The sequence below is a fragment of the Puia sp. P3 genome (genome assembly GCF_050632245.1).
Taxonomy (GTDB): domain Bacteria; phylum Bacteroidota; class Bacteroidia; order Chitinophagales; family Chitinophagaceae; genus Puia.
The window spans coordinates 7,578,956-7,601,114 of sequence record NZ_CP192583.1; the positions used below are offsets into that span (position 1 = coordinate 7,578,956).

21 protein-coding genes and 1 pseudogene are annotated in these 22,159 nt (G+C 55.6%); 16 read left to right on the top strand and 6 right to left on the bottom strand.

What is annotated here, in order from left to right:
- Positions 1–33: 33 nt before the first annotated feature.
- Both ACQ86N_RS47750 and ACQ86N_RS47755 read left to right on the top strand, forming a co-directional pair.
- Complete coding sequence (locus tag ACQ86N_RS47750) at positions 34–429, top strand: ribosome-binding factor A (RefSeq protein ID WP_431213220.1); 396 nt, start codon at positions 34–36, stop codon at positions 427–429.
- Positions 426–1,646, top strand: coding sequence for an FtsX-like permease family protein (locus ACQ86N_RS47755; RefSeq protein ID WP_431213221.1), 1,221 nt, complete (start codon positions 426–428; stop codon positions 1,644–1,646). The genes ACQ86N_RS47750 and ACQ86N_RS47755 overlap by 4 nt, the downstream gene beginning before the upstream one ends.
- 89 nt (positions 1,647–1,735) lie before the next feature.
- On the opposite strand, the gene ACQ86N_RS47760 is transcribed toward ACQ86N_RS47755, so the two are convergent.
- Positions 1,736–2,569 carry a transketolase gene (locus ACQ86N_RS47760; RefSeq protein WP_431213222.1) on the bottom strand — a complete coding sequence of 278 codons (834 nt, stop codon included), beginning with the start codon at positions 2,567–2,569 and terminating at the stop codon, positions 1,736–1,738.
- A gap of 240 nt (positions 2,570–2,809) precedes the next feature.
- On the opposite strand from ACQ86N_RS47760, the gene ACQ86N_RS47765 reads away from it, so the two are divergent.
- From ACQ86N_RS47765 to ACQ86N_RS47800, 8 genes are all read left to right on the top strand, one after another.
- Complete coding sequence (locus tag ACQ86N_RS47765; protein WP_431213223.1) at positions 2,810–3,946, top strand: MraY family glycosyltransferase; 1,137 nt, start codon at positions 2,810–2,812, stop codon at positions 3,944–3,946.
- A 146-nt stretch (positions 3,947–4,092) separates the two neighbouring features.
- Complete coding sequence (gene frr, locus ACQ86N_RS47770; protein WP_431213224.1) at positions 4,093–4,611, top strand: ribosome recycling factor; 519 nt, start codon at positions 4,093–4,095, stop codon at positions 4,609–4,611.
- Positions 4,612–4,790: 179 nt separating this feature from the next.
- Positions 4,791–5,540: a PPK2 family polyphosphate kinase gene (locus tag ACQ86N_RS47775; protein WP_431213225.1), complete on the top strand. Its 750-nt coding sequence runs from the start codon at positions 4,791–4,793 to the stop codon at positions 5,538–5,540.
- Between the two features lie 51 nt (positions 5,541–5,591).
- A complete protein-coding gene (locus ACQ86N_RS47780) occupies positions 5,592–5,828 on the top strand; it encodes an MscL family protein (RefSeq protein WP_431213226.1) in 237 nt (78 codons plus the stop codon).
- Positions 5,825–5,968: a hypothetical protein gene (locus tag ACQ86N_RS47785; RefSeq protein ID WP_431213227.1), complete on the top strand. Its 144-nt coding sequence runs from the start codon at positions 5,825–5,827 to the stop codon at positions 5,966–5,968. The genes ACQ86N_RS47780 and ACQ86N_RS47785 overlap by 4 nt, the downstream gene beginning before the upstream one ends.
- Before the next feature lie 84 nt (positions 5,969–6,052).
- Positions 6,053–7,039: a DUF3078 domain-containing protein gene (locus ACQ86N_RS47790; protein ID WP_431213228.1), complete on the top strand. Its 987-nt coding sequence runs from the start codon at positions 6,053–6,055 to the stop codon at positions 7,037–7,039.
- 234 nt (positions 7,040–7,273) lie between these two features.
- Positions 7,274–8,149, top strand: coding sequence for a segregation and condensation protein A (locus ACQ86N_RS47795; RefSeq protein WP_431213229.1), 876 nt, complete (start codon positions 7,274–7,276; stop codon positions 8,147–8,149).
- 209 nt (positions 8,150–8,358) lie between these two features.
- The gene (locus ACQ86N_RS47800) at positions 8,359–9,087 is read left to right on the top strand and encodes a pirin family protein (RefSeq protein WP_431213230.1); all 729 of its coding nucleotides are present in this window, start codon (positions 8,359–8,361) and stop codon (positions 9,085–9,087) included.
- Here the strand turns inward: ACQ86N_RS47800 and ACQ86N_RS47805 are convergent.
- Entirely contained in the window at positions 9,084–9,815 is a 732-nt protein-coding gene (locus tag ACQ86N_RS47805) for a murein L,D-transpeptidase catalytic domain-containing protein (RefSeq protein WP_431213231.1), read from the bottom strand. The genes ACQ86N_RS47800 and ACQ86N_RS47805 overlap by 4 nt on opposite strands.
- Before the next feature lie 230 nt (positions 9,816–10,045).
- Between ACQ86N_RS47805 and ACQ86N_RS47810 the strand changes: the two genes are divergently transcribed.
- Positions 10,046–11,071, top strand: coding sequence for an aldo/keto reductase (locus ACQ86N_RS47810; RefSeq protein ID WP_431213232.1), 1,026 nt, complete (start codon positions 10,046–10,048; stop codon positions 11,069–11,071).
- On the opposite strand, the gene dxs is transcribed toward ACQ86N_RS47810, so the two are convergent.
- Positions 11,072–13,003 carry a 1-deoxy-D-xylulose-5-phosphate synthase gene (gene dxs / locus ACQ86N_RS47815; protein ID WP_431213233.1) on the bottom strand — a complete coding sequence of 644 codons (1,932 nt, stop codon included), beginning with the start codon at positions 13,001–13,003 and terminating at the stop codon, positions 11,072–11,074.
- A 479-nt stretch (positions 13,004–13,482) separates the two neighbouring features.
- Here dxs and ACQ86N_RS47820 point away from each other — a divergent pair, with 479 nt between their 5' ends.
- From ACQ86N_RS47820 to ACQ86N_RS47840, 5 genes are read left to right on the top strand one after another with little or no spacing between them, the layout of a single operon-like run.
- A complete protein-coding gene (locus ACQ86N_RS47820) occupies positions 13,483–13,842 on the top strand; it encodes a hypothetical protein (protein ID WP_431213234.1) in 360 nt (119 codons plus the stop codon).
- Positions 13,839–14,540: a sensor histidine kinase gene (locus ACQ86N_RS47825; protein WP_431213235.1), complete on the top strand. Its 702-nt coding sequence runs from the start codon at positions 13,839–13,841 to the stop codon at positions 14,538–14,540. Before ACQ86N_RS47820 ends, ACQ86N_RS47825 begins: the two co-directional genes overlap by 4 nt.
- 18 nt (positions 14,541–14,558) lie before the next feature.
- Complete coding sequence (locus ACQ86N_RS47830; RefSeq protein WP_431213236.1) at positions 14,559–15,293, top strand: LytR/AlgR family response regulator transcription factor; 735 nt, start codon at positions 14,559–14,561, stop codon at positions 15,291–15,293.
- A 7-nt stretch (positions 15,294–15,300) separates the two neighbouring features.
- Positions 15,301–16,587 (top strand): M28 family peptidase, encoded by a 1,287-nt coding sequence (locus ACQ86N_RS47835; protein ID WP_431213237.1) that lies wholly within the window; start codon positions 15,301–15,303, stop codon positions 16,585–16,587.
- Between the two features lie 10 nt (positions 16,588–16,597).
- The gene (locus ACQ86N_RS47840; RefSeq protein ID WP_431213238.1) at positions 16,598–17,842 is read left to right on the top strand and encodes a hypothetical protein; all 1,245 of its coding nucleotides are present in this window, start codon (positions 16,598–16,600) and stop codon (positions 17,840–17,842) included.
- A gap of 77 nt (positions 17,843–17,919) precedes the next feature.
- Here ACQ86N_RS47840 and glgP read toward each other — a convergent pair.
- From glgP to ACQ86N_RS47855, 3 genes and pseudogenes are all read right to left on the bottom strand, one after another.
- Positions 17,920–20,468: pseudogene (gene glgP, locus ACQ86N_RS47845) on the bottom strand (alpha-glucan family phosphorylase).
- 26 nt (positions 20,469–20,494) lie between these two features.
- Positions 20,495–21,100 carry a hypothetical protein gene (locus tag ACQ86N_RS47850; protein ID WP_431213239.1) on the bottom strand — a complete coding sequence of 202 codons (606 nt, stop codon included), beginning with the start codon at positions 21,098–21,100 and terminating at the stop codon, positions 20,495–20,497.
- The gene (locus ACQ86N_RS47855) at positions 21,070–22,131 is read right to left on the bottom strand and encodes a hypothetical protein (protein WP_431213240.1); all 1,062 of its coding nucleotides are present in this window, start codon (positions 22,129–22,131) and stop codon (positions 21,070–21,072) included. Before ACQ86N_RS47855 ends, ACQ86N_RS47850 begins: the two co-directional genes overlap by 31 nt.
- Positions 22,132–22,159: the final 28 nt, after the last annotated feature.

The following is a 22,159-nucleotide window of genomic DNA, read 5'->3' on the forward strand; positions in this document are numbered from 1 at the left end:
GGGGACAAATGTAGTTGTTATAATGTTAATAATATGCAAGAAGGCAAAAGACAAAAACAGGTAGGAGCGTTGCTGATGGAGGAATTGAGCAGTATCTTTCAACGACTTGGCCTGAGCATGATCGATGGCGGACTGGTATCCCTGACCGCTGTAAAGGTCACTCCCGACCTGCTCGAGGCGCGGGTGTACCTCAGCATCTTCCACGCAAAGGATACGGCCGCGGTTATGAAAAAGGTCGAAGACAGGGGCTGGGAGATCAAGCGGGAGCTGGCTGACAGGGTCAAGCACCAGCTGCGCAGAATACCCATTCTTACGTACTACAATGACGATACACTGGAGCACGCGGATAAAATGGAGGAGTTGTTCAGGAAGATCAAGGCGGAAAAACCGCCGGATAGCGACTCTGCCGGGGCGGGCAGTGACCAATGAACCTCCTCTTCGCGTGGCGTTATTTCCGTGCAAAAAAGTCGACCAATGCGATCAATATTATAGCATGGGTGAGCATGTCGGCCATCGTCGTAGGCGCCGCCGCACTGATCCTGGTCCTCAGCGTCTTCAATGGGTTCGAAGACCTTGTAAAATCGCTGTACACCAGTTTTTACCCCGACATGAAGGTCAGCCCGGTCTCCGGCAAGACCCTCACGCTGACGCCGCAGCAGCTGCAGCAGCTGACCTCCATCAAAGGCATGAAAGCGTACTCGCTGGTAGTGGAGGACAAAGCCATTCTCGAGAACGACTCCACGACCTATCCTGTCTATCTCAAAGGCGTGGACAATAATTTCCTGAAAGTTTCGGGCGTCGGCGCGCACGTGGAGCGCGGCAATTTTGACCTCGGTACAGGCGACCACCCGATGGCCATCCTCGGCTCGGGCGTCGAATACGCGATACGCGTGGAAGCCGAGCGGTCCCTGCTGTCACTGGGCGTCTACCTCTTCAGAAAGGGCAGCGACTATTCGGCCGACCCCGCCTCCTCCATCAGCCACGAGACCATGGGCACGTCGGGTGTTTTTCGGATCCAGCAGGACTTCGACAACAGCTATGTCATCACCAATATGGCGTTTGTGAAAAGGATGCTGAACCTGCAGCCCGACGAGTACAGTTATATCGAACTAGCCATCCCCGACGCCACACAGACGGAATCCGTCCGGCAGCAGCTGGCCCGCCTGCTGGGCAAGGACTACCGGATACAGACCCGATACGAACAAAATCAGAATCTCTACAGCGTTATGGGCGCGGAAAAGTGGTTTATTTATGTCGCGCTGACCCTGATTCTGATCGTAGCCGCCTTTAATATGGTGGGAGCGCTGACCATGCTCGTCTGGGAGAAACAAAAGGATATCAACGTCCTCAAGGCGCTGGGCGCGCGCAACGGGCTCGTGCAAAAGATCTTTCTCAGCGAGGGAATGCTATTGGGGGTGATGGGCGGCCTCTCCGGCATGCTGATCGCCCTGATCATCTGCTTCCTGCAGATCAAATACAAGCTGATCCCGCTGCAGGGGGACTCCTTCCTCATCGACTACTATCCGGTAAAGCTTGTCGCGTCGGACTTTGTAATGGTGTTCCTGACGATCCTGGTCGTGGCGCTGCTGGCCTCCTGGCTGCCTTCGCGCAAGGCCGCCGCGCAGCCGATCGAACTGAAGTCCTAAAATAAAATATTGTAGTCCAAAAACTACAAACCCTGATCCGTGCGATCAGGGTTTGACATTTATCAAGCAAACTTTTTATAAATAGTCGCCTAGTAGTCTCCAAGCGTCTCGGGCAGCTGCGCCAGCGCCTTGGCAAGCTGCTCGTCATTGGGAGCGATACCGTGCCAGTGGTGGTCATTCTGCATAAAATCGACGCCCTTGCCCATGATGGTATGCATCATGATGCCGATGGGTTTGCCCTGTCCGACCAGGCCCTTCGCCTTGTCCAGCGTGGCTACGACCTCGTCCATATCGTTGCCGTTCATTTCGAGTGTGGTCCATCCGAAAGCATTGAACTTCGCGTGGATATCGCCGAGGTCCAATACGGACTTCGTAGTTCCGTCGATCTGCTGGCCATTCCAGTCTACCGTAGAGATAAGATTGTCCACTTTGTGGGCTGCGGCGAACATGATCGCTTCCCAGTTCTGACCCTCATCCAATTCACCGTCTCCATGGAGTGAGAATACAATATTTTTGTCGTTATTGAGTTTCTTAGCAAGTGCGGCTCCGATGGCAACGCTCATGCCTTGACCAAGAGATCCGCTCGCAACTCTTACGCCGGGAAGATGTTCATGAGTGGTGGGATGGCCCTGAAGACGGGAATTGATCTTCCGGAATGTAGCTAGCTCTTTGATGTCAAAATATCCGGACCGTGCCAGGGCTGAATAAAAAACAGGGGAAATATGACCGTTAGACAAAAAGAAGAGGTCTTCATTCTTCCCATCCATATGAAAATTGGGGTCGTGTTTAAGCACTTTGAAGTAAAGAGCGGCGAAGAAATCAGCACAACCAAGAGAACCACCGGGGTGACCGCTTTGGGAGCCATGGACCATTCTTACGATATCTCTTCTGATCTGGGAAGCTACTGCTTTTAAGTCAGCCATATTGTTGGATTTGTTGAATCTTTTTGTTAACTGGTAGGCAAATCTAAAGGTTTTTGTCAAAACCCAGGACTCAATTTTTTGTCGTATTCAGCGGATTTTTCTATCTTTCCATTGCAAATCTCCTGCTGTCCTCCTTATTCCAGCTTACCTGCCATGACCCGGGAACATCATTAGTGAATTACTCGTATTAGTAGCATCCAGAAAGAATCGTTATTTTTGTCATGAATCAAAATCAGACTGATGTTTGATGTTTTACTTTCGATAGCTATTTCATTTACCATTACGTTCCTTGCCATTCCCGCCGTCATCAATGTGGCAGAAATGAAAAAGCTTTTCGATATGCCCGACGCCCGCAAGGTGCACAACGCGCCCATCACCCCGCTAGGGGAGCTGGGTATTTTTGCAGGCTTCATCTTTGGCTGTCTCCTCACCGTCCATTTCGGTCAATACCCTGAGCTTCAATATTTTATGGCGGCTTCTTTTGTGATCTTCTTCCTCGGTCTGAAAGATGATATCCTCATCATCTCACCCGTGAAAAAGTTCATCGGCCAGGTGCTTGCCGCCTTTATCATCATCTACTACGGCAATATTCAGATACGCAGCATGCATGGATTCCTGGGCATCTATCAGGTGCCCGAGATGTTCAGCCTTCTGCTGACCTATTTCGCGGTTATTGTCGTCATCAATTCTTTCAACCTGATCGATGGCATCGATGGTCTGGCCGGCAGTCTCGGCCTTCTGTCGACCACCATCTTCGGGGCTTATTTTCTTTATGTCGGGATGCTGCCCTATGCGGTGATAGCTTTTGCGCTGTCGGGTAGCCTGCTCGCCTTCCTGATCTTCAACTTCCAGCCCGCCAAGATCTTTATGGGAGACACGGGTTCCCTGCTGGTAGGGACGATCAACGCCATTCTCGTATTGAAGTTTATCAATATCGCGGGCTCCGGTGACGTTCGGTTCCCCATTCCCGCCACTCCGGCGGTCGGATTCACGATCCTGATGATACCGCTGCTGGATACGCTTAGGGTATTTGGGATCCGGATCCTTCACCGCCGTTCGCCCTTCAGCCCTGACAGAAACCATATTCACCATCTGCTGCTCGACCGCGGATTCTCCCATCGCATGATAACGCTGACCCTGGTTGCGGTCAATGCCGTAATGATCGGCCTCGTCTTCATGGCCCGTTCGGTCAACTGTACGATACTGTTATTTGGCGTCTTCGCTGTTTTCTTTGCCATGATCGCGGGCATCTACTACCTTATGCCTGCACCGCGTCTGTTCGTCGCCAAGACGGCAAAAGAAGAGAACGCCCAGCTCACCAAGGCTTCTCACCTTGTTCCCCTGACGAAAGATTCTATGCTGGAACAAAATAATTAGAGACCGGCGGGAACAAAAGACCCGGCGGAATTTTGGTCCAATTCACTTTTGTCAAATTTTCCCATTTGACGTAGGTTTGCAATGTCTCAACCAATTAGCTATGTCAGACGATCTGGAATTTATCCTGGAAGAAGCCAGGGGACGGCATGAAAAAGGCAATCAATCATCTTGAATCTGAATTAATTAAGATACGGGCAGGAAAGGCTAGTCCCCAGATGCTCGACGGGCTTACCGTTGACTATTATGGTACCCCTACTGCGCTGAACCAGATCGGTAATGTATCCGCGATGGACGCAAGGACGCTTACGATTCAACCCTGGGAAAAGAATATGCTCCAGCCCATCGAAAGGGCGATCATCAATGCCAACCTGGGCGTGACCCCCCAGAACGACGGCAATATCATCCGGCTTTTTATGCCCCCGCTGACGGAAGAAAGAAGAAAGGAATTCGTCAAGAGGGCCGGCGGTGAAGGCGAACAATCCAAAGTAGCCATCCGCAGTATCCGCCGCGACGCTATCGAACAGATCAAAAAATTACAAAAGGACGGTCTCAGCGAAGACGAAGCCAAAGACGCGGAAAAAGAGATCCAGGACATCACCGACAAGAATATCGCACTGGTGGAAAAGCACCTGGCCTCCAAGGAAAAAGAGATCATGTCCGTGTAAACCGCTCCGTTACCCTGTTGACAAATCTTAGCTGACCAATTTACGAAGATCGTTACCGGCGGGAGTTCACACACCAGGCCTTCTGCGTGCACCTGTCCGGCACGCCGTCAGGGTTCCTGCCATTATGGATACCTTTTATATCCTGCAACCTGTCGCATGCTTGCATAAAACAAAGAGGTATGGGAAAAATTAAATTGGGGGACATCGACACGCGCGCCCCGAAAGACTGGGACAAACAGGAGACGAAAAACAGGCTGATAGACATACTGGCCGAACTCGACGAACTGCAAAATCTTTTATATGCAGAATCAAGGCATTCCCTACTGATCGTCATCCAGGGGATGGACGCCAGCGGCAAAGACGGTCTTATCCGCAATGTCTTTGGCAAACTGAATCCCCAGGGCGTACTGGTAAAATCTTTTAAGGCCCCTACTGCGGAAGAGCTGGCTCACGATTTTCTGTGGCGGATACACGCCAATGCCCCGGAAAAAGGATATATCCGGCTCTTTAACCGCAGCCAGTACGAAGACGTCCTGGTCACCCGTGTACACAAGTGGATCGATGACGAAACGGCCTACAAGAGGATGAAGGCCATCAACCGCTGGGAGAACCTGCTCGAGGAGCACAACAGCACCCATATCCTCAAATTCTATCTCCATATCTCGCCGGACGAACAGCGGCGGCGTCTGGACGAGCGGATCAGAAACCCGGCAAAACAGTGGAAGTACAACGAAAACGACTACAAGGAAGCCAAACTTTGGGACGACTACATGAAGATGTACGAGGACTGCTTCCAGAACTGCAACGATGTCCCCTGGACGATCATCCCCGCGGACCAGAACTGGTATAAGGAATACCTGGTTGCCACTACGGTGAGGGACACCCTGAAGGGCCTGAATATGCAATATCCGGGCCTGAAGAAGAAGTAGTATATTCAGTATGTCTTAAAACACGCTTATTCAATAACTAAATCAACTATCATGGGAATGCTAAAAGAGTTCAAAGACTTCGTAATGCGTGGCAATGTTCTCGACCTTGCCGTAGCCGTGGTCATCGGCGCCGCCTTTAGCGCCATCGTGTCTTCAATGGTTGAGCACATCATCACACCCCTCCTCCTTGCCCCCGCGTTAAAAGCCGCCAATCTGCAGGATATCGACAAATTGGCCTGGGGGCGGTCAAATACGGGAGCTTCCTGGCCGCCATCATCAAATTCGTGATCATCGCCTTTATCCTCTTCCTCATCGTAAAATTCTTTAAGAGCCTTGAAAAGAAGAAGGTTCCCGCCGCAACGGAACCTACTCTTTCTGAAAAACTGCTGGCGGAGATCCGCGACGAGTTGAAGAAAAGGCCCGCATAAATAAATGATTATTTCAGTTGCCAGGCCCGGCCCTGGCAACTTTTTTGTTATATAGATTTTCACTGTAAATTAAACCGACGAGTTATGACGTATTTTAAGAAGACGCTTATCCTTCTGATCATCGCGACGGGCTCTATCACCGTAGCACATGCGCAAAACAGGATACAGCAGCTGAGAGACGAGGCCAACGGAGCCGTTATCGTAAAGGACCCTAAAGACACGACGAAGATGACCTGGAAGACCGGGGGACTCTATAACCTCAATTTCAACCAGGCCGCCCTCAGCAACTGGTCGGCCGGTGGTGACAAATCGGCCCTCTCGCTGTCCACTTTGCTCAACGTCTATGCCTTCTATAAGGATGGCCGCCGGTCGTGGGACAACACGCTTCTTCTGGCTTATGGCATAACCAATACCACCAGCCTCGGCACCCGCAAGTCCGACGACAGGATGGACCTGGTGTCCAAATACGGATACGACGTGGGCAAAAAATGGTACCTCAGCACGCTGTTCAATTTTAGAAGCCAGTTCTCTGCGGGGTACAACTACCTGGACCAGAACAATAAACTGCTTACCTCCAATTTCCTCTCGCCGGGTTATTTCCTGCTTTCCCTTGGTATGGACTATAAACCCAACGACAATTTCTCTCTCTTCCTGTCGCCGCTGACCGCGCGCATGATCGTCGTCAACAATGACTCGCTGGCCGCCGTCGGCGCCTTCGGAGTAGACTCGGGCAAACACTCCCGATTCGAGCTGGGTGCATTCGCCTCCATCAACTACAAGACCAACCTGAGCAAGACCGCAGGTTATACGGGCAGACTGGACCTCTTCTCCAACTACCTGCGCAGACCCCAGGACGTCACCCTCTACATGACCAATATCCTTGCGGTCAAGGTCAACCGGCTGATCAGCATGAACCTTTCCGTAACGCTGATCTACGACAACGACATCAAGTCCGTCCACAGCGACGGCAGCGTCGGCGGCCCGGCCCTCCAGCTGCAGGAGATCATGGGTATCGGTCTGGCCTACCAGTTCGACAACAAGAAGCGCCTGCCGCCTAAGCCGGCGCAATAAGATATGACGGGCGGCCCGCCTGTTGCGGTGGGCCTCTTTCCGACCTCTCCCCAAAAAAGGGCGTGAACCACGCGGTTCACACACCTCTACGAATCTTTACCCGCCTTCTCCCGGTGGCGCGAACCACGCGGTTCACACTACTTTCCGCGAGTTATCCACGGGTAATCCCCGCGTCAACAACTTGGGGAAAACACGCTCTCCCTTTCCCGGAAATTGAGGTATTTTCGTTGGGTTATGACGAATTCCGAAACGTACCAGATTCACTTACCTCAATTCGAAGGTCCTTTCGACCTCCTTCTCTTCTTCATCGAAAGGGACGAACTGGACATCTATAATATACCGATCCACAGGATCATCCAGGACTTCCTTACCTTTATCCACGGCCAGGAGCACCTGAATATCGAGCTGTCGAGCGAGTTCATCCTCTTCGTCAGTACCCTCATGCGGATCAAGGCCAAGATGCTTCTGCCCCGCAAAGAACTCGACGAACAGGGCAACGAGATCGACCCCCGTCAGGAACTCATCGACAAGCTGCTCGAATACAAACGCTACAAGGAAGCGGCCGCTACACTGGCCGAGATGGAGGCTATCCGCCAACTGATGGTCAGAAGGGGCAATCTGCAGAAAGAAATGTCGCAGATCGGGGAAGAGTCCGGTGAAGGCACCGAGATCCAGACCATCACCCTATTCAAATTGATGAAGACCTTCGAGAAGGTGATGCAACGCATTCAGCAACGACAGAACAAACCCGTCCATACGGTTGTTCAGTATAACTATACGATGGAGAGCAGCAGGAAATATATCCTGTCCTCCGTCCGCGAGCAGCACACCATGCCCTTTGACAAGATCTTCGAAATATGCCGCGACCGACTACAGGCTATCTTTCTGTTCTTGTCCATGCTCGAGCTGGTGCAGCTCAACTATATGAGCATTCTCGTCGGAGAAGGCCGTAACAATTTCATCGTGGAGTTTAACCCGGAACGGCCCGAAGACCCAATGGACAGCGGCCTGTTCGAAGAAGGCGGCGGCGACGGCCCCGAAGACGGCAGCGATCGTCCCTCGGACAGCGGTGGCCTCTTCCCGGGCTACCTCGAACCATCGGCGAACTAGGTAGGTCCCGGGTACCGCGGTGGCGATTCGCGGTTCACCGCTCGGTTCACGACAAGGGCCTGCCCCGATCTATGGGACGGTTCACGACAGGGGCCTGCCCCGGTCTGCGTGACGGTTCACGACAAGGCCCAGCCCCGACCTACAGGACGGTTCACGACAACGAACCCGTCCCGACCCGGGGAAGGTCCGCAACAAAGGCAATAGGTTTTATGACCAATAAGTTTTATCCGGCCTCCGAGAGAGGCCATGTCAATTTCGGGTGGCTCGACAGCCACCACTCCTTTAGCTTCGGAAATTGGCACGACAGGGAAAAAGTACATTTTGGCGCTCTTCGCGTCCTCAACGACGACGTGGTCGTTGGCGGCGGCGGCTTTGACAATCATCCCCATGAAAACATGGAGATCATCTCCATCCCCCTCAAGGGCGCCCTCTCCCACAAAGACAGTACCGGCACCGAAGGCTTTATCTATACCAACGACGTCCAGGTCATGAGCGCGGGCAGCGGCATCAGCCATTCCGAGTATAACGCGTCCCACTACGACGCCGTCCAGCTTTCTCCAGATCTGGATCTTTCCGAAACAACCGAATATCAGACCCCGCCACGACCAGCGAACCTTCTACCCGGACGGCCGCCGGGACCAGTGGCAGGTCATCGTAAGCCCCCGCGCCGAAGACCACGCGCTCTGGATCAACCAGGACGCCCGCCTCGCCCTCGCCGTCCTCAGCGCCGGCAGGTCGCTCACCTACACTCCCGCCTTCCCCGGCAACGGCGTGTATATCTTCCTGCTGGAAGGCAGCGTGGAAGTAGACGGCCTCCAGCTGCAACCCCGCGATGGCGTCGGCCTCACCGAAACCAGCGGCGTAACCCTGACTACCACGTCCTCCCCCGCAAATATCCTTGCGATCGAAGTACCGATGTTTGCGTAGTTACCCTTTAATTAAAGATACACAACAACACCGGCTTCTTCGACCGGTCGATCATCGGCTGCAGTTGATGTAAAAAGGCCGGAGACACCATCGGGCATCCCCGGCTGTTACAAATGGGATAGGGATAGGTCTCGGCATCCGGGACATCCTTCCAGGAATGAAGCACTACATTGCGCTGGAACGCCTGATTATTGGTTGTGTCCAGCCCATACAGCTTGTACGACCGACCGCACATCCCGTTGTAGGGATAGCCGATACGGTACCTTCCCAGAGAGGTACACCCGCTGCCGTTGGTATTGGAAAAAGAAGGAGTTGCACTAAAATTGGCGCTGCCTGCCCCGTGTGCCACCAGTCCCGCCAGAAGGATCGAATCTTTGCGGAGGTCATAGACAAAGAACCTGTACATCCCCGAAGGCAGCCCCATATCAACCAAAAAACAAAACTCGCCGTTGACCCTATGCCCGCGCAGATAACTCTTCAGCACCGCAGCCTCCGCCACCAACCGCTGCCGCTCATCGTTCGCCGCGGCCGACGCCGCACCCGCCCCGGCTGCACCGGCTCTCGCCGCACCCGCCCCGGCCGCGGCGGTTCCACCACGCATCCCCGAACTCCATACCATCCGGCGATGCCAGTTCGCAAGGTCGCCCCAGCCATCCCGATAATAAATCCGGCCCGCCACGCCAAGTGTAACGATAATCGATATCCCAACGGCCAATCCAACGCGGCGAAGCCATCTCATAAAGAAAGTTTAGGTCATCAAAAGATGAAATAACCTCCCCTTTCCACAGCGGTGCGCCGCGCGACCGCGTAAGCCACGCGAACCACGTTCCCCACCCACCCGCGTCAATACAGTCCGAACAAAAAACGCAACAACCCTTCTTGACAGCGTAAATCCACCCATAACGGAAATGTAATTCTTAACATAAGGTAGGCCGGAGAATCTAAAAAGTTGCCTAAATTTATCACCCTATGAAATATACAACCCTCGGCAATACCGGCCTTATCGTCTCCAGACTGTCCTTCGGCGCCATGACGTTCGGCGACCATCCCTCTATAACCTCCATCTATAAAGTAGACCAGACCACAGCGGAAAATATGGTCGGCAAAGCGCTCGACGCCGGCATCAATTTCTTCGACACCGCCGACGGCTATGCCAACGGGCAGTCCGAAGAGATGCTCGGAAAAATACTTAAACCCCGCCGCAACGACGTGATCGTCGCGACCAAAGCCGGATTCCGCACCGGAGACCCCGTCACACAGGCCGGCCTGTCCAAAAGACATATCCTCTTCTCCTGCGACGCCAGCCTTAAACGCCTCGGCACCGACTATATCGATCTCTATATCCTTCACAAGGAAGATCCCTTCACCCCGCTGGAAGAAACACTCTCCGCCCTCAATTCCCTCGTCGAAGCGGGCAAGGTCCGCTATGTAGGCTTCTCCAACTGGTCCGCATGGAAGGCCGCCCTCGCCTGGCAAATGCAAAAGGAGCGCGGCTGGGCGACGTTCTGCAACGGGCAGATGAACTACTCCCTGGTCGGGCGCGACGTCGAATGGGATATCGTACCCTTCATGCAGCAGGCCGGCATCGGCATGACCGTCTGGAGCCCGCTCGCAAGCGGCTTCCTCAGCGGAAAATATACAAGGGAAAATTTAAAGGATCAGGACAACCGCCTTTCAGGTTTTGACCTCCTGCCCTTTGACAAGGAATTTGGCTTTAAAGTCGTCGAAGCGATGAGGCCCATCGCTGCGGCGCACGGCGCCACCGTCGCACAAACCGCTCTCTCCTGGCTGCTGAGCAAAAAAGTAGTCTCCAGCATCATCGTGGGCGCCAGCAAAATGCACCAGCTGGAGGACAACCTGAAAGCAATAGACGTGGAACTGACAGCCGCCGAACTCCAACAGCTGGACGATCTGACACAGCCACATAATATATACCCCCACTGGTTCAACCAGCAGCTGGTAGACCAAAAGCACAAGGAGATATTTGGCGCGTAATTAACCCAACAACTGATTGACGCTGACTTTGTCCTTCATCATCTCCCGCGCCGCCGCGGCAATCGCCGGTGCGTCATAACCGCACTCGCGCTGCAACTCCTTCGGCGTGCCATGCTCGACGATACGGTCGGGGATACCCATGATCCTGACGGTGGCATGGTAGCCATGGGCCGCCTGGAATTCGAGGATCGCCGATCCAAATCCGCCGACGACCGTTCCGTCTTCGACAGTGATGATACGGTCATACCTGCTGAAGACCTCGTGCAGCATCTCTTCGTCCAGCGGCTTGACAAACCGCATGTCGTAGTGCGCCGGGTCCAGGCCTTCTACCCGAAGCTCGCGGATAGCGGCAGTGACAAAGTTCCCGGGATGCCCCAGCGAGAGGATCGCGAGGTCTTTCCCGTCTTTTATCTTCCTTCCCTTCCCGACAGGTATCTCCTGCATCGGCGTACGCCATTCCGGCATCACGCCTTCGCCGCGGGGATATCGGATGACAAAGGGGTATTCGCTGGAGTCCAGTTGAGCGGTATATAGCAGATTGCGCAGCTCACTCTCATTCATCGGCGAGCTGATGATCATGTTGGGGATACAGCGCATATAGGGAATATCGTAGGCGCCATGGTGCGTCGCGCCGTCTTCTCCTACGAGACCCGCCCTGTCCAGACAAAGCACAACCGGCAATTTCTGGATGGCCACATCGTGTATCACCTGGTCGTATGCCCTCTGCATAAAGGAGGAATAGATATTACAGAACACCCGCATACCCTGCGTCGCCATACCGGCAGACAGCGTAACGGCGTGCTGTTCGCAAATGCCTACGTCAAAAGCGCGGTCGGGCATCTTGTCCATCATGAACTTCAGCGAAGACCCGCTGGGCATAGCCGGCGTGATCCCGAAGATCTTTGGATTCTGCTCCGCCAGCTCGATCAGCGTATGGCCGAAGACGTCCTGATATTTGGGCGGCTGAGGAGAGGGGAACTGTTTCTTATAGATCTCGCCGGTGATCTTATCGAAGAGACCGGGCGCATGCCATTTGGTCTGATCCTTCTCGGCCAGCGCATACCCCTTGCCTTTGACGGTGACGACGTGCAGCAGCTTGGGACCGGGGATCTTCTTCAGGTCGGCGAGGGTATCGACGAGCTTGGTGATATTGTGTCCGTCGATGGGACCGAAATAGCGCAGGTTCAGCGCCTCGAACAGGTTGCTGCTGCGGCTGACAAAACCCTTGATGCTGTGTTCGATCTTGCTCGCCATCTCGCGGCTGAACTGGCTGCCGGGCAGTTTGCCCAGTGCTTTCCAGATATCGTCCTTCAGCCTGTTATACGTTTTGGAAGTAGTTATGTCCGTGAGGTATTCCTTGAGCGCGCCGACATTGGGGTCGATGCTCATACAGTTGTCGTTGAGGACGATGAGCATATCGGTATCCGCGACACCAGCGTGGTTCATCCCCTCGAAGGCGAGACCCGCCGTCATGGCGCCGTCGCCGATAACAGCCACCGTCTTTCGGTCCGTCTCTCCCTTGTATTTGGCGGCCATCGCCATACCCAATGCAGCACTGATGGAAGTAGAGGAATGGCCGACCCCGAATGTGTCGTATTCGCTTTCACCCCGATTGGGGAAACCGCTGAGACCCTTGTATTTTCTGTTGTTTGCAAACTGGTCGCGCCTCCCGGTGAGGATCTTGTGCCCATAGGCCTGGTGGCCTACGTCCCAGACCAGCTGGTCGTAAGGAGTGTTATAGACATGGTGCAGGGCCACGGTCAGCTCGACAACACCGAGGCTGGCGGCGAAATGACCGCCGTGTACGCTCACGGTGTCGATAATGTATTGACGAAGTTCGTCGCTCAGCTGATGCAGCTGTTCCTTAGTTAGCCGTTTAAGGTCTGCGGGGGAATTGACCGCCTTCAACAGCGGCCCCGGGGTAATTTCCATTCTTTCTCCTTTTGTTTGTGCCGGGCCAAAAGAGTCCGATCGACTTGTAAATGTACAATTTTTGAGCCGAACCCACAAGGGGCCGACAGGCCCCTCATCGTAGGCCCTGCCAGATGCCGAAGGTTCCCGAACGGAGTGAAGGGAACGACCGAGGAAAAGCGAGGAACGAAGCTTTGACGAAGGTCTGTACAGGACAGCCAGATAAAAGGGTAATAAGGGAAGCTGGCCGTTGGAAAATCGACTGCCGCGAGTCTCCACCCGCCCCACCGCGAGCCTCGGGGCCCCCTTCCCGGCCCTCCTGCCGGGGGCCCGGGGAGCCTGGTCAACGGCTAAACATCAGTCCCTCAACCCCCGTCCATCAGTACCGGACCGATGGCCGGCTTAAATTAGCCATTAGTACAAAATAAGGGGTCCTGGCTCAGGGAAAACCCTAGCTTTGGCAATCACCGGAAGGTAAAACGGCCGGATAACTTACTATTATGCCCAAAAGTGGAAGCAAATATTATTGGTGGTGCCAGATCGGCGGCTGGGCTTTTTTGGTATTGATCCTCATATACGCGGCGCTGACGACCTCCGTCGAACAGCGCGTCACCGAACAACATATCTATAACGCGCTGATAGTCGCCGTCTCGGGCCTCATATCCACGCATATTTTCAGGGAGATCATCCGAAAACGCGGCTGGATACAGCTGCCCGTCGATAAGGCCCTCCCAAAATTCCTGGTCGGGATAATCCTCACCTGCGTCGCCGGCAGCCTGCTCCGGATAATCTTCGGCAGCGTCATCGGCGTGGGCGCCTCCTCAAGACCGCCACCTTCACCGGCCGGCTGGTCCCCATGATGGCCGAATACGGCCTGATGATCTTCCCCTGGACCCTGATCTATTATGTCTATCACTATATAGATAAGTACAGCAAGCAGCAGCTCGACACCCTGAAACTGGAAGCCCTCGTCAAGGAACTTGAGCTCAAAACGATAAAAGCCCATATCAACCCCCACTTCATCTTCAACGCCCTCAACAGCATCCGGGCCCTCATCGACGAAAATCCCGTCCGCGCCCGCACCGCAGTCACCGAACTGAGTAATATTCTCCGCAGCAGCATGCAGGCCGAGAAGCTGGAAACGGTCACCTTTGAAAAAGAACTCAACATCGTAAAAGACTATCTCGCCCTTGAACATATCCGGTTCGAAGACCGCCTCCAGGTGGAATACGAGATCGACGAGGACACCCTCGACCAGCCGGTACCGCCGATGATGCTCCAGACCCTGGTGGAAAACGCGATCAAACACGGCATCAGCCGGCAGGTAGACGGCGGAAAGGTCAAGATCATCTCCGATTTCAGGGACCACTACCACGAGCTGGTTATCCTCAATACCGGCGTCCTCAACGGCAACCGGAATAAAGACGGCTTCGGCCTGGCAAGCACCCAAAACCGGCTGCAAATACTTTTTGGACAAAAAGCTAACTTTGATATCCGGGAGGTTAACGGTAACACCGTCGAAGCGCGTGTTCTTATCCCCGTCGACCTGACCAAATAATCAACAAATTGCCCAACCATGATCAGAGCCGTAATCATCGATGACGAACGCCTTGCCAGAAACGAACTCAAGAAATTATTGCTCGACTTCCCCGAAATAGAGGTCATCGCCGAAGCCGCCAACGCAGCGGAAGGCATCGAAAAAGTAGACAGCCTCAACCCCGACCTGATCTTCCTCGACATACAGATGCCCGGCAAGACCGGATTTGACATGCTGGCCGAACTGGAACGCGCCCCCAATGTGATCTTTACCACCGCCTACGACGAATACGCGCTGAAGGCCTTCGAGGTCAACGCGCTGGACTACCTCCTCAAACCCGTCGAACCCAAACGTCTGGCCGACGCGCTTCAAAAACTACAGGTAGAAGAGGATAAAGACCCCATCTCCGACCATACGATCTCCGTCAACCGCAGCATCCTCAACGAACACGACCAGGTATTCGTCAAGGACGGCGAGCGCTGCTGGTTCGTCAAACTGTCCGATATCCGCCTGTTCGAGAGCGTAGGCAACTACGCCAAGGTCTATTTCGGACCCAACAAGCCCCTGATCCTGAAATCACTGAACGCCCTCGAGGAAAGACTGGACGAAAAGGTATTCTTCCGGGCGAACCGTAAACATATCGTCAACCTCCGGCTCATCGAGAAAATAGAGCCCTATTTCAACGGTGGCCTGCTGCTGGAAATGAAAGGCGGAGAGAAAATAGAGGTCAGCCGTCGCCAGACGGTCAAGTTCAAGGAAATGATGAGCTTATAATCAAACCATGAGAATACCTGTCATTAGCACCATCCTGCTGCTGTCCGCGGCGCATCTGTCCGCGCAGAACATCGACCAGATCATCAACCCGGCCGCCGTAGAGAAGATCGAAAAGACCCTCTCTTCCGACGACATGCAGGGCCGCGCCACCTTTACACCCGGCATCGAAAAGGCCGCGGTATTCATCGAATCCCAATTCCGTCAGGCCGGTCTGAAGACGCTGAACGGCGCCGCCAGCTACCGCCAGCCCTTCACGATGCTGACGACGACACCCGTGTCCGCCAGCGCCACCGTAGATGGCCAGGCGCTCAGCGCCGACCATATCGTCGTCGTCAGCGCCTCCACCCATGTCAAAGCCGACGACCACAGCGGATACGAGAAGGCCTCCATCAAAGCCGGCGCCCCCTTTGGCCCGGAAGTCCTGAAATACATAAAGGCAAAAAAGAATACCGTGGTTCTCGTCGACAGTTCGTTTGCAAAGAACTTCCCGAGACTGGCGCGCTTCACCAGACAACAATTCAAATCGGATATCACCGTCATCTTCCTCCTAACCTCCGCCGAACCCGCTGCATGGTCCGTCACGGCGGAACAGCAGGTCGCCGAAAAGAACCTGGCCAATATCGTCAGCATCCTCCCCGGCAAAAGCAAAAAGGAGGAATACGTTATCTTCTCGGGTCACTATGACCACCTCGGAACCGGCAAGCCCGACGCCAAAGGCGATTCCATCTACAACGGCGCCAACGACGACGCCAGCGGCACCACCGCGGTCATCATGCTCGCCAACTATTTCGCCAAAAAGAAGGACAACGAACGCACCCTGGTCTTTGCCGCCTTCACGGCAGAAGAGATCGGCGAATTCGGATCGGAATATTTCTCGAACCAGTTCGAGCCCGCAAAGGTCATGGCCATGTTCAATATCGAAATGATCGGCACGGAGAGCAAGTGGGGAACAAATTCCGCCTATATCACCGGGTTTGAACGGACCGATATGGGGAAGATCCTCGAAAAGAACCTTGCAGGCTCCGGCTTTACCTTCTATCCCGATCCCTATCCGCAGGAGAATCTGTTCTATCGCTCGGACAATGCTACCCTCGCAAAACAAGGCGTCCCTGCCCATACCATCTCTACTTCGAAAATGGATTCCGAAAAATATTATCATACCGCAGGCGACGAGATAGGCACGCTCGACATGAAGAACATGGCCGCGATCATACGGTCCATCGCCATCAGCTCGAAGTCTATCGTCGACGGGAAGGACACGCCGAGCCGCGTGGACACCAAAGATCTGCGATAAAACTTATGCTATGACACAAGAGGCAGCCATCGGGCGGTGCAGATCGCTCATTGAGGATTCGCTCGGCTGGGGCGACACAGCCTCCTGGACAAACGATGATTTCAGTACGCTGAGCGAGCGCCTGTTCGAAGAGACGGGAGTTCGTCTCAGCGTTAGTACGCTAAAAAGGGTCTGGGGCAAAGTGAAATATGACAGCTCGCCGACCCTGGCTACCCTCAACACCCTCGCGCGCTACGCAGGATTCGAAGGATGGAGGGATTTTTTGCAGCGTTCAAACCAGCCGGCCGCGGCAGCCCCGACCCCGCCGCCACCGGCCCCCGAAACGACCCCGACCCCGACCCCGCCACCGCCGGCACAGACGCCGGAACCGAAGCCAAAACCCGCGCGTCGCAGCTACACCACCCCCATCATCATTATCTCATCCACCATCATCGCGGTAGTATCCCTGCTTAGCGCCCGCCTCATCCACCACAATTCCACCGTCATCGGCCCACCGCGTTTCGACGCCCGCCGTACCTCGGACCAACTGCCCAACTCGGTGGTCTTCGACTACGACGCCACCTCCTTTCACCCGCACTCCGTCATCATACAGCAGTCATGGGACACCCGTCGCCGTGAGTCCGTAAACCCCGACGGCAAACAGCATACCTCTCTCTATTATAGTCCCGGATACTTCCGCGCCAAACTCATCGTGGACAACGAAATAAAAATGCAGACCGACGTATTCGTCCCTTCCGGCGGCTGGAAAGGCATCGTTCAGAAAGACCCCATACCTATCTATTTAAAAGCTGACGAGATCAAACACGATTCCCTCACCTCCGGCGGCGCTCCAGGCCGTGTCGTCGGCATCACCACGGCTACACTTCATGACAAGCTGGGCACTGATGTATTCAGCGGTCACTGGGTCGACTTCTGTAATATCCGGCCCTTCCCGGCATCACCGGCGACCAGTTCACGCTGGCGGCCACAGTCCGCAATACCTCCACTGTCGAGGAATGTCTCTGCCGGAAAGTTCAGGTCATCATACTCGGCAAACTCAGCGCCATCGTCGTCCCGCTCTGCGACAAAGGCTGCATTTCCGATATCGGTCTCTACGCCGGCAATACAGGCATCAGCGGCAAAGACCACGACCTCAGCGCCTTCGGCTGCGACTTCACCCAGTGGCAGCGGCTCAAATGCACAAGTGGACCACGGTCAATTCGGGATACAACTCAACGGGAAGACGATCTTCCAAAAGAAAAGATCCCTTCGATAGGGGACGTCGTTGGTGTTCGCGTCGACTTCGAAGGGACCGGTATGATAAAAGAGTTGGATCTGAACGATCTCAATCTGCTAGTGCTGCCATAAGATCCTCTTATACTCCAGCGGCACCTCGATATCCGCATTCCTGGCTACGATCCTCGGCGTATAATCCCCAGCAGGCCGGCTATCCGGAACCAAAACACTATACTTCATCCACCCTTCCGCGTGCCCCGGCGCCCCAGTCATCTCCTGCCTGAAAAGCCCGCCGCCCTGCGCCGCGCCGGCAACAACTTCCACTGACAGCGACGAGACGTCCATCTTGTCTACAAACACTTCCGCCTCGATCCGGTGTTTTCCCTCTTCCGCATGATCGGTCACGGTCATCTGCCCAAAACGCAGCCGGGGCCACTGCTGGTCCATCTCCTCCTTCCAGTTTACGATCCGTCTCCCCACTTCGCTGCTGTGCGCAGAGCGGGTTTGATAGAGCCCGGCCGCGGGCATATAGTATTTCTCCGCGTACTCCCTCACCGTCCGGTTGGAAGAGAACCGCGGCGTCAGACCCGACATGCTCTTCCGCACCCTGTCGACCCAGGCCTTCGGTATATTGTCGCCGTTGCGGCCATAGAATTCGGGCGCCACCTGCTGCTCGATGATCGAGAACAGCGCCTCCGCCTCCTGCTTGTCCAGCGCGGGGTCGTAGCCGTGCTCGAGCCCGTCACCCAGCGCCCAGCCGACCTCCGGATCGTAGGCTTCGACCCACCAGCCGTCGAGCTCCGACAGATTGAGACCTCCGTTGACGAGGACCTTCATCCCGCTGGTTCCGCTGGCTTCCCAGGGACGCTGCGGTGTATTGAGCCAGACGTCCATTCCGCCGACCAGGCGCGAAGCCAGCAGCATATCATAGTCCGGCAGAAACACGACATGTCCGGAGAGACCGGTATTGTGAATGAACTGGATCCACCTTCTGATCAGCTCGACACCCCCTGGTCGGTGGGCGGCGCCTTTCCGGCGATGACCAGCTGTACCGGCTGCTGATAGTTGGTCAGCAGACGCGTGAGCCTGACAGGGTCTTCCAGCAGCAGGTCGGGCCGCTTGTAGGAGACGAAGCGTCTGGCGAACCCGATCGTCAGGACGTTCGGGTCGAACATTTTGCGTGCTCCCTCGACGGCCTCCGCCGGCGCCCCATAGGCAGACAGCATCGTCGCGGTTCGCTGACGGATGCAGTTGATCAGATCGGCCCGGGCCTCGTTGCGCATGTTCCAGATCTTTTCGTCGGACAGAGATTTGATCGCCTCCTCGAACATCTCCGTGGTCCCCTTCCAGCGGTCTTTGAAAGTGGCGTCGGTCCAGAGACGGTCTGCCGCGTCGCCCTCCCAGGTAGGCATATGCACGCCATTGGTGACATGCGCCACCGGCACTTCTTCCGTCGGCCAGCGCTGGAATAGTGGTTCGAAAAGATGGCGGCTTACGCGACCGTGCAACTCGCTGACCCCATTCACCCACCTGCTGCCATGTACTGCGAGAAAGGCCATATTAAAACGTTCATAGGGATTGGCGGGATCCTGCCGGCCCATGGCCAGCAGCGCGTCGGTCGAAATGCCGAGGCTGTGCCGCGCATAGTCGCCCAGGTAGCTGGTTACCAGCCCAGGGTCGAATAGGTCGAAGCCAGCCGCCACCGCCGTATGGGTGGTGAACAGATTGCCCGCCCGCGTCACGGCCATCGCGACGTCGAAGTTCTCTCCGGTCTTCTCCATATAGCTGCGCGCACGCTCCAGCACCGCGAAAGCCGCGTGGCCTTCGTTGAGATGACATACCTCCGGCGCGATGCCCATCAGCTCCAGAATACGCCACCCGCCGATGCCCAGCACGATCTCCTGCATGATGCGCATATCCTGCCCGCCGCCATAGGTCTCGCCCGTGATCTCGCGGTACTCCGGCAGATTGGCGGAATCGTTGGTGTCCAGCAGGTATAGCCGGACACGCCCGACACGGGCTTCCCAGGCCCTTATCCACAACGGCCGGCCACGCATATGGACCTCGATCCGGAGCCATTCGCCATTGGGCAGCCGCAGGGGCTGTATCGGCAACTGACCGGGATCGTTATATGGCCTGTACGGCACCTGGGTGCCGTATTCGTCGATGTACTGACGGAAATAGCCGCGCTGGTACAGCAGGCCGACGCCGATGACCGGAACGCCCAGATCACTCGCCGACTTCAGCTGGTCGCCTGCTACATTGCCGAGTCCGCCGACATAAATTGGCAGCGCCTCGCTGAGCATGAACTCCATGCTGAAATAGGCCACCGTCTTCAGCGGCGTATCGGGGTGGGTCTTCTTTAGCCAGCTGTCTTCGGCGTCTTCTTCCTCCTTTGCGCGGGTCAGGTCGTCCAGCCTGCTGCGAAAGGTCGGAGAGCTCAGCAGGCGCTGCAGCTGTTCGCCGGAGACGGTTTGCAGTATCAGCCAGGGATTGCGCGACTGCTCCCACAACGCCGGATCCAGTTGCTCCCACAGCTCGTCAGCCGTGCCATTCCACGACCAGCGCAGGTCCATCGCCAGATCTGCCAGCTGGGAGAATCCGTCTATATCCATCACATGCGGGCTGCAGGCTATCGTGCCATAGTGTTTCTTACTTAAGTTCATAACCGATATTTTTTACAGAATAAATTTTATTTCCCGGTCGCTTTGTCTACTATCGTCTGTGCCTCCCCGAGGATCCGCTGCAGGTGATCCCTGCCCTGAAAACTTTCCGCGTAGATCTTATAGATGTTCTCCGTCCCCGACGGCCTCGCCGCAAACCAGCCATTCTGCGTGCTGATCTTCAGCCCGCCGATGGCCGCCCCATTCCCCGGCGCGGTGGTCAGCATGGCCTTTATCGGCTCGCCCGCCAGCTCTTTCTGGCTGATCTGATCCGGAGACAACGCCGACAACTGCTTCTTCTGTTCGGGACTCGCGGCCGCGTCGATGCGGTCATATACGGGTTCGCCGAGCTGCTGCGTCAGTCCCGCATAGATCTCACCGGGATCACGACCGGTGATCGCCATGATCTCGGCAGACAGCAGGGAAGGGATCAGACCGTCCTTGTCCGTCGTCCATACCTTACCGTCACGACGGAGAAAGGTGGCGCCAGCGCTCTCTTCGCCTACAAATCCGAGGCTGCCGTCGACCAGCCCGTCTACAAACCATTTAAAGCCCACCGGCACCTCATAAAGCTTGCGGCCGACATGGTAGGTCACGCGGTCGATCAGCTGGCTGCTGACAAGCGTCTTCCCCACGGCCGGCTTATCCCCCAGCCCGGACGGTGCCGGAAGAGATATTCTATACATACGCAGAGATAGTGGTTGGGTGGAAGAAGCCCCGCATGACGAGTGACGATGCCGTGCCTGTCGTGGTCGGTGTCGCAGGCGAATGTAATATCGTACTGTTCCCGGTGGTCGATGAGGCTTTTCATGGCATACGGCGATGAAGGGTCCATCCGGATCTTCCCGTCGTGGTCCACCGTCATGAAGCGGAAAGTGGGGTCCACGGTCGTATTGAGAACGGTGAGATTCTTCAGCCCGTATTTCTCGGCGATCGGCCCCCAGTAGTGTACCCCGGCCCCGCCCAGCGGGTCTACGGCAAGCCGGATCTGTGCGCCGCGGATGGCGTCCATGTCCAGTACGCTGGCCAGGTCGTTGACGTATGCGTTGAGATAGTCGTAGGGGTGGCTGGCCTGGAGGGCCTTCGCCAGAGACACGCGCGCCACGGTCTCGCCCTTCTCCAGTATCGCGTTGGCGGTATTCTCGATCCACTTCGTAATGACGTTCTCCGCCGGTCCGCCGTTGGGCGGGTTGTATTTGAAACCTCCGTCGTCGGGCGGATTGTGGGAAGGCGTGATGATGATCCCGTCTGCCAGCCCGGTCGTCCGGCCTTTGTTGTACTGCAGTATCGCGAGCGAGACGGCCGGGGTAGGGGTGTATTCGGTGCCTGTGGCGACCATGACGTCGACCCCATTGGCGGCCAGCACCTCCAGCGCGGTAGCGTGCGCCGGCGTCGAGAGGGCGTGGGTGTCCATCCCGATGAACAAAGGCCCGTCGATACCATTCTGTTTCCGGTAAAGACAAATAGCCCTGGTGATGGCCAGAATATGCGATTCGTTAAAAGAATTTTTTAGCGACGACCCGCGGTGCCCCGACGTTCCAAAACTTATACGCTGGTCGGCGACGGCAGGGTCGGGGACTCCCGTATAATAGGCGGCGACTACGGCGGGAGTATTGATGAGCAGGGAGGCTGGGGGCAGATGGCCCGCTAAAGGATTTGGCTCCATATGTCTGAATTTATCGGCTTCCCGAAGT

What these genes read in the sequence shown, in the direction of transcription:
- ACQ86N_RS47750 (WP_431213220.1), top strand. Translation starts at nt 34, where the DNA reads ATGCAAGAAGGCAAAAGACAAAAACAGGTAGGAGCGTTGCTGATGGAG.
- ACQ86N_RS47755 (WP_431213221.1), top strand. Translation starts at nt 426, where the DNA reads ATGAACCTCCTCTTCGCGTGGCGTTATTTCCGTGCAAAAAAGTCGACC.
- ACQ86N_RS47760 (WP_431213222.1), bottom strand. Translation starts at nt 2,569, where the DNA reads ATGGCTGACTTAAAAGCAGTAGCTTCCCAGATCAGAAGAGATATCGTA.
- ACQ86N_RS47765 (WP_431213223.1), top strand. Translation starts at nt 2,810, where the DNA reads ATGTTTGATGTTTTACTTTCGATAGCTATTTCATTTACCATTACGTTC.
- frr (WP_431213224.1), top strand. Translation starts at nt 4,093, where the DNA reads ATGAAAAAGGCAATCAATCATCTTGAATCTGAATTAATTAAGATACGG.
- ACQ86N_RS47775 (WP_431213225.1), top strand. Translation starts at nt 4,791, where the DNA reads ATGGGAAAAATTAAATTGGGGGACATCGACACGCGCGCCCCGAAAGAC.
- ACQ86N_RS47780 (WP_431213226.1), top strand. Translation starts at nt 5,592, where the DNA reads ATGGGAATGCTAAAAGAGTTCAAAGACTTCGTAATGCGTGGCAATGTT.
- ACQ86N_RS47790 (WP_431213228.1), top strand. Translation starts at nt 6,053, where the DNA reads ATGACGTATTTTAAGAAGACGCTTATCCTTCTGATCATCGCGACGGGC.
- ACQ86N_RS47795 (WP_431213229.1), top strand. Translation starts at nt 7,274, where the DNA reads ATGACGAATTCCGAAACGTACCAGATTCACTTACCTCAATTCGAAGGT.
- ACQ86N_RS47800 (WP_431213230.1), top strand. Translation starts at nt 8,359, where the DNA reads ATGACCAATAAGTTTTATCCGGCCTCCGAGAGAGGCCATGTCAATTTC.
- ACQ86N_RS47805 (WP_431213231.1), bottom strand. Translation starts at nt 9,815, where the DNA reads ATGAGATGGCTTCGCCGCGTTGGATTGGCCGTTGGGATATCGATTATC.
- ACQ86N_RS47810 (WP_431213232.1), top strand. Translation starts at nt 10,046, where the DNA reads ATGAAATATACAACCCTCGGCAATACCGGCCTTATCGTCTCCAGACTG.
- dxs (WP_431213233.1), bottom strand. Translation starts at nt 13,003, where the DNA reads ATGGAAATTACCCCGGGGCCGCTGTTGAAGGCGGTCAATTCCCCCGCA.
- ACQ86N_RS47820 (WP_431213234.1), top strand. Translation starts at nt 13,483, where the DNA reads ATGCCCAAAAGTGGAAGCAAATATTATTGGTGGTGCCAGATCGGCGGC.
- ACQ86N_RS47825 (WP_431213235.1), top strand. Translation starts at nt 13,839, where the DNA reads ATGATGGCCGAATACGGCCTGATGATCTTCCCCTGGACCCTGATCTAT.
- ACQ86N_RS47830 (WP_431213236.1), top strand. Translation starts at nt 14,559, where the DNA reads ATGATCAGAGCCGTAATCATCGATGACGAACGCCTTGCCAGAAACGAA.
- ACQ86N_RS47835 (WP_431213237.1), top strand. Translation starts at nt 15,301, where the DNA reads ATGAGAATACCTGTCATTAGCACCATCCTGCTGCTGTCCGCGGCGCAT.
- ACQ86N_RS47840 (WP_431213238.1), top strand. Translation starts at nt 16,598, where the DNA reads ATGACACAAGAGGCAGCCATCGGGCGGTGCAGATCGCTCATTGAGGAT.
- ACQ86N_RS47855 (WP_431213240.1), bottom strand. Translation starts at nt 22,131, where the DNA reads ATGGAGCCAAATCCTTTAGCGGGCCATCTGCCCCCAGCCTCCCTGCTC.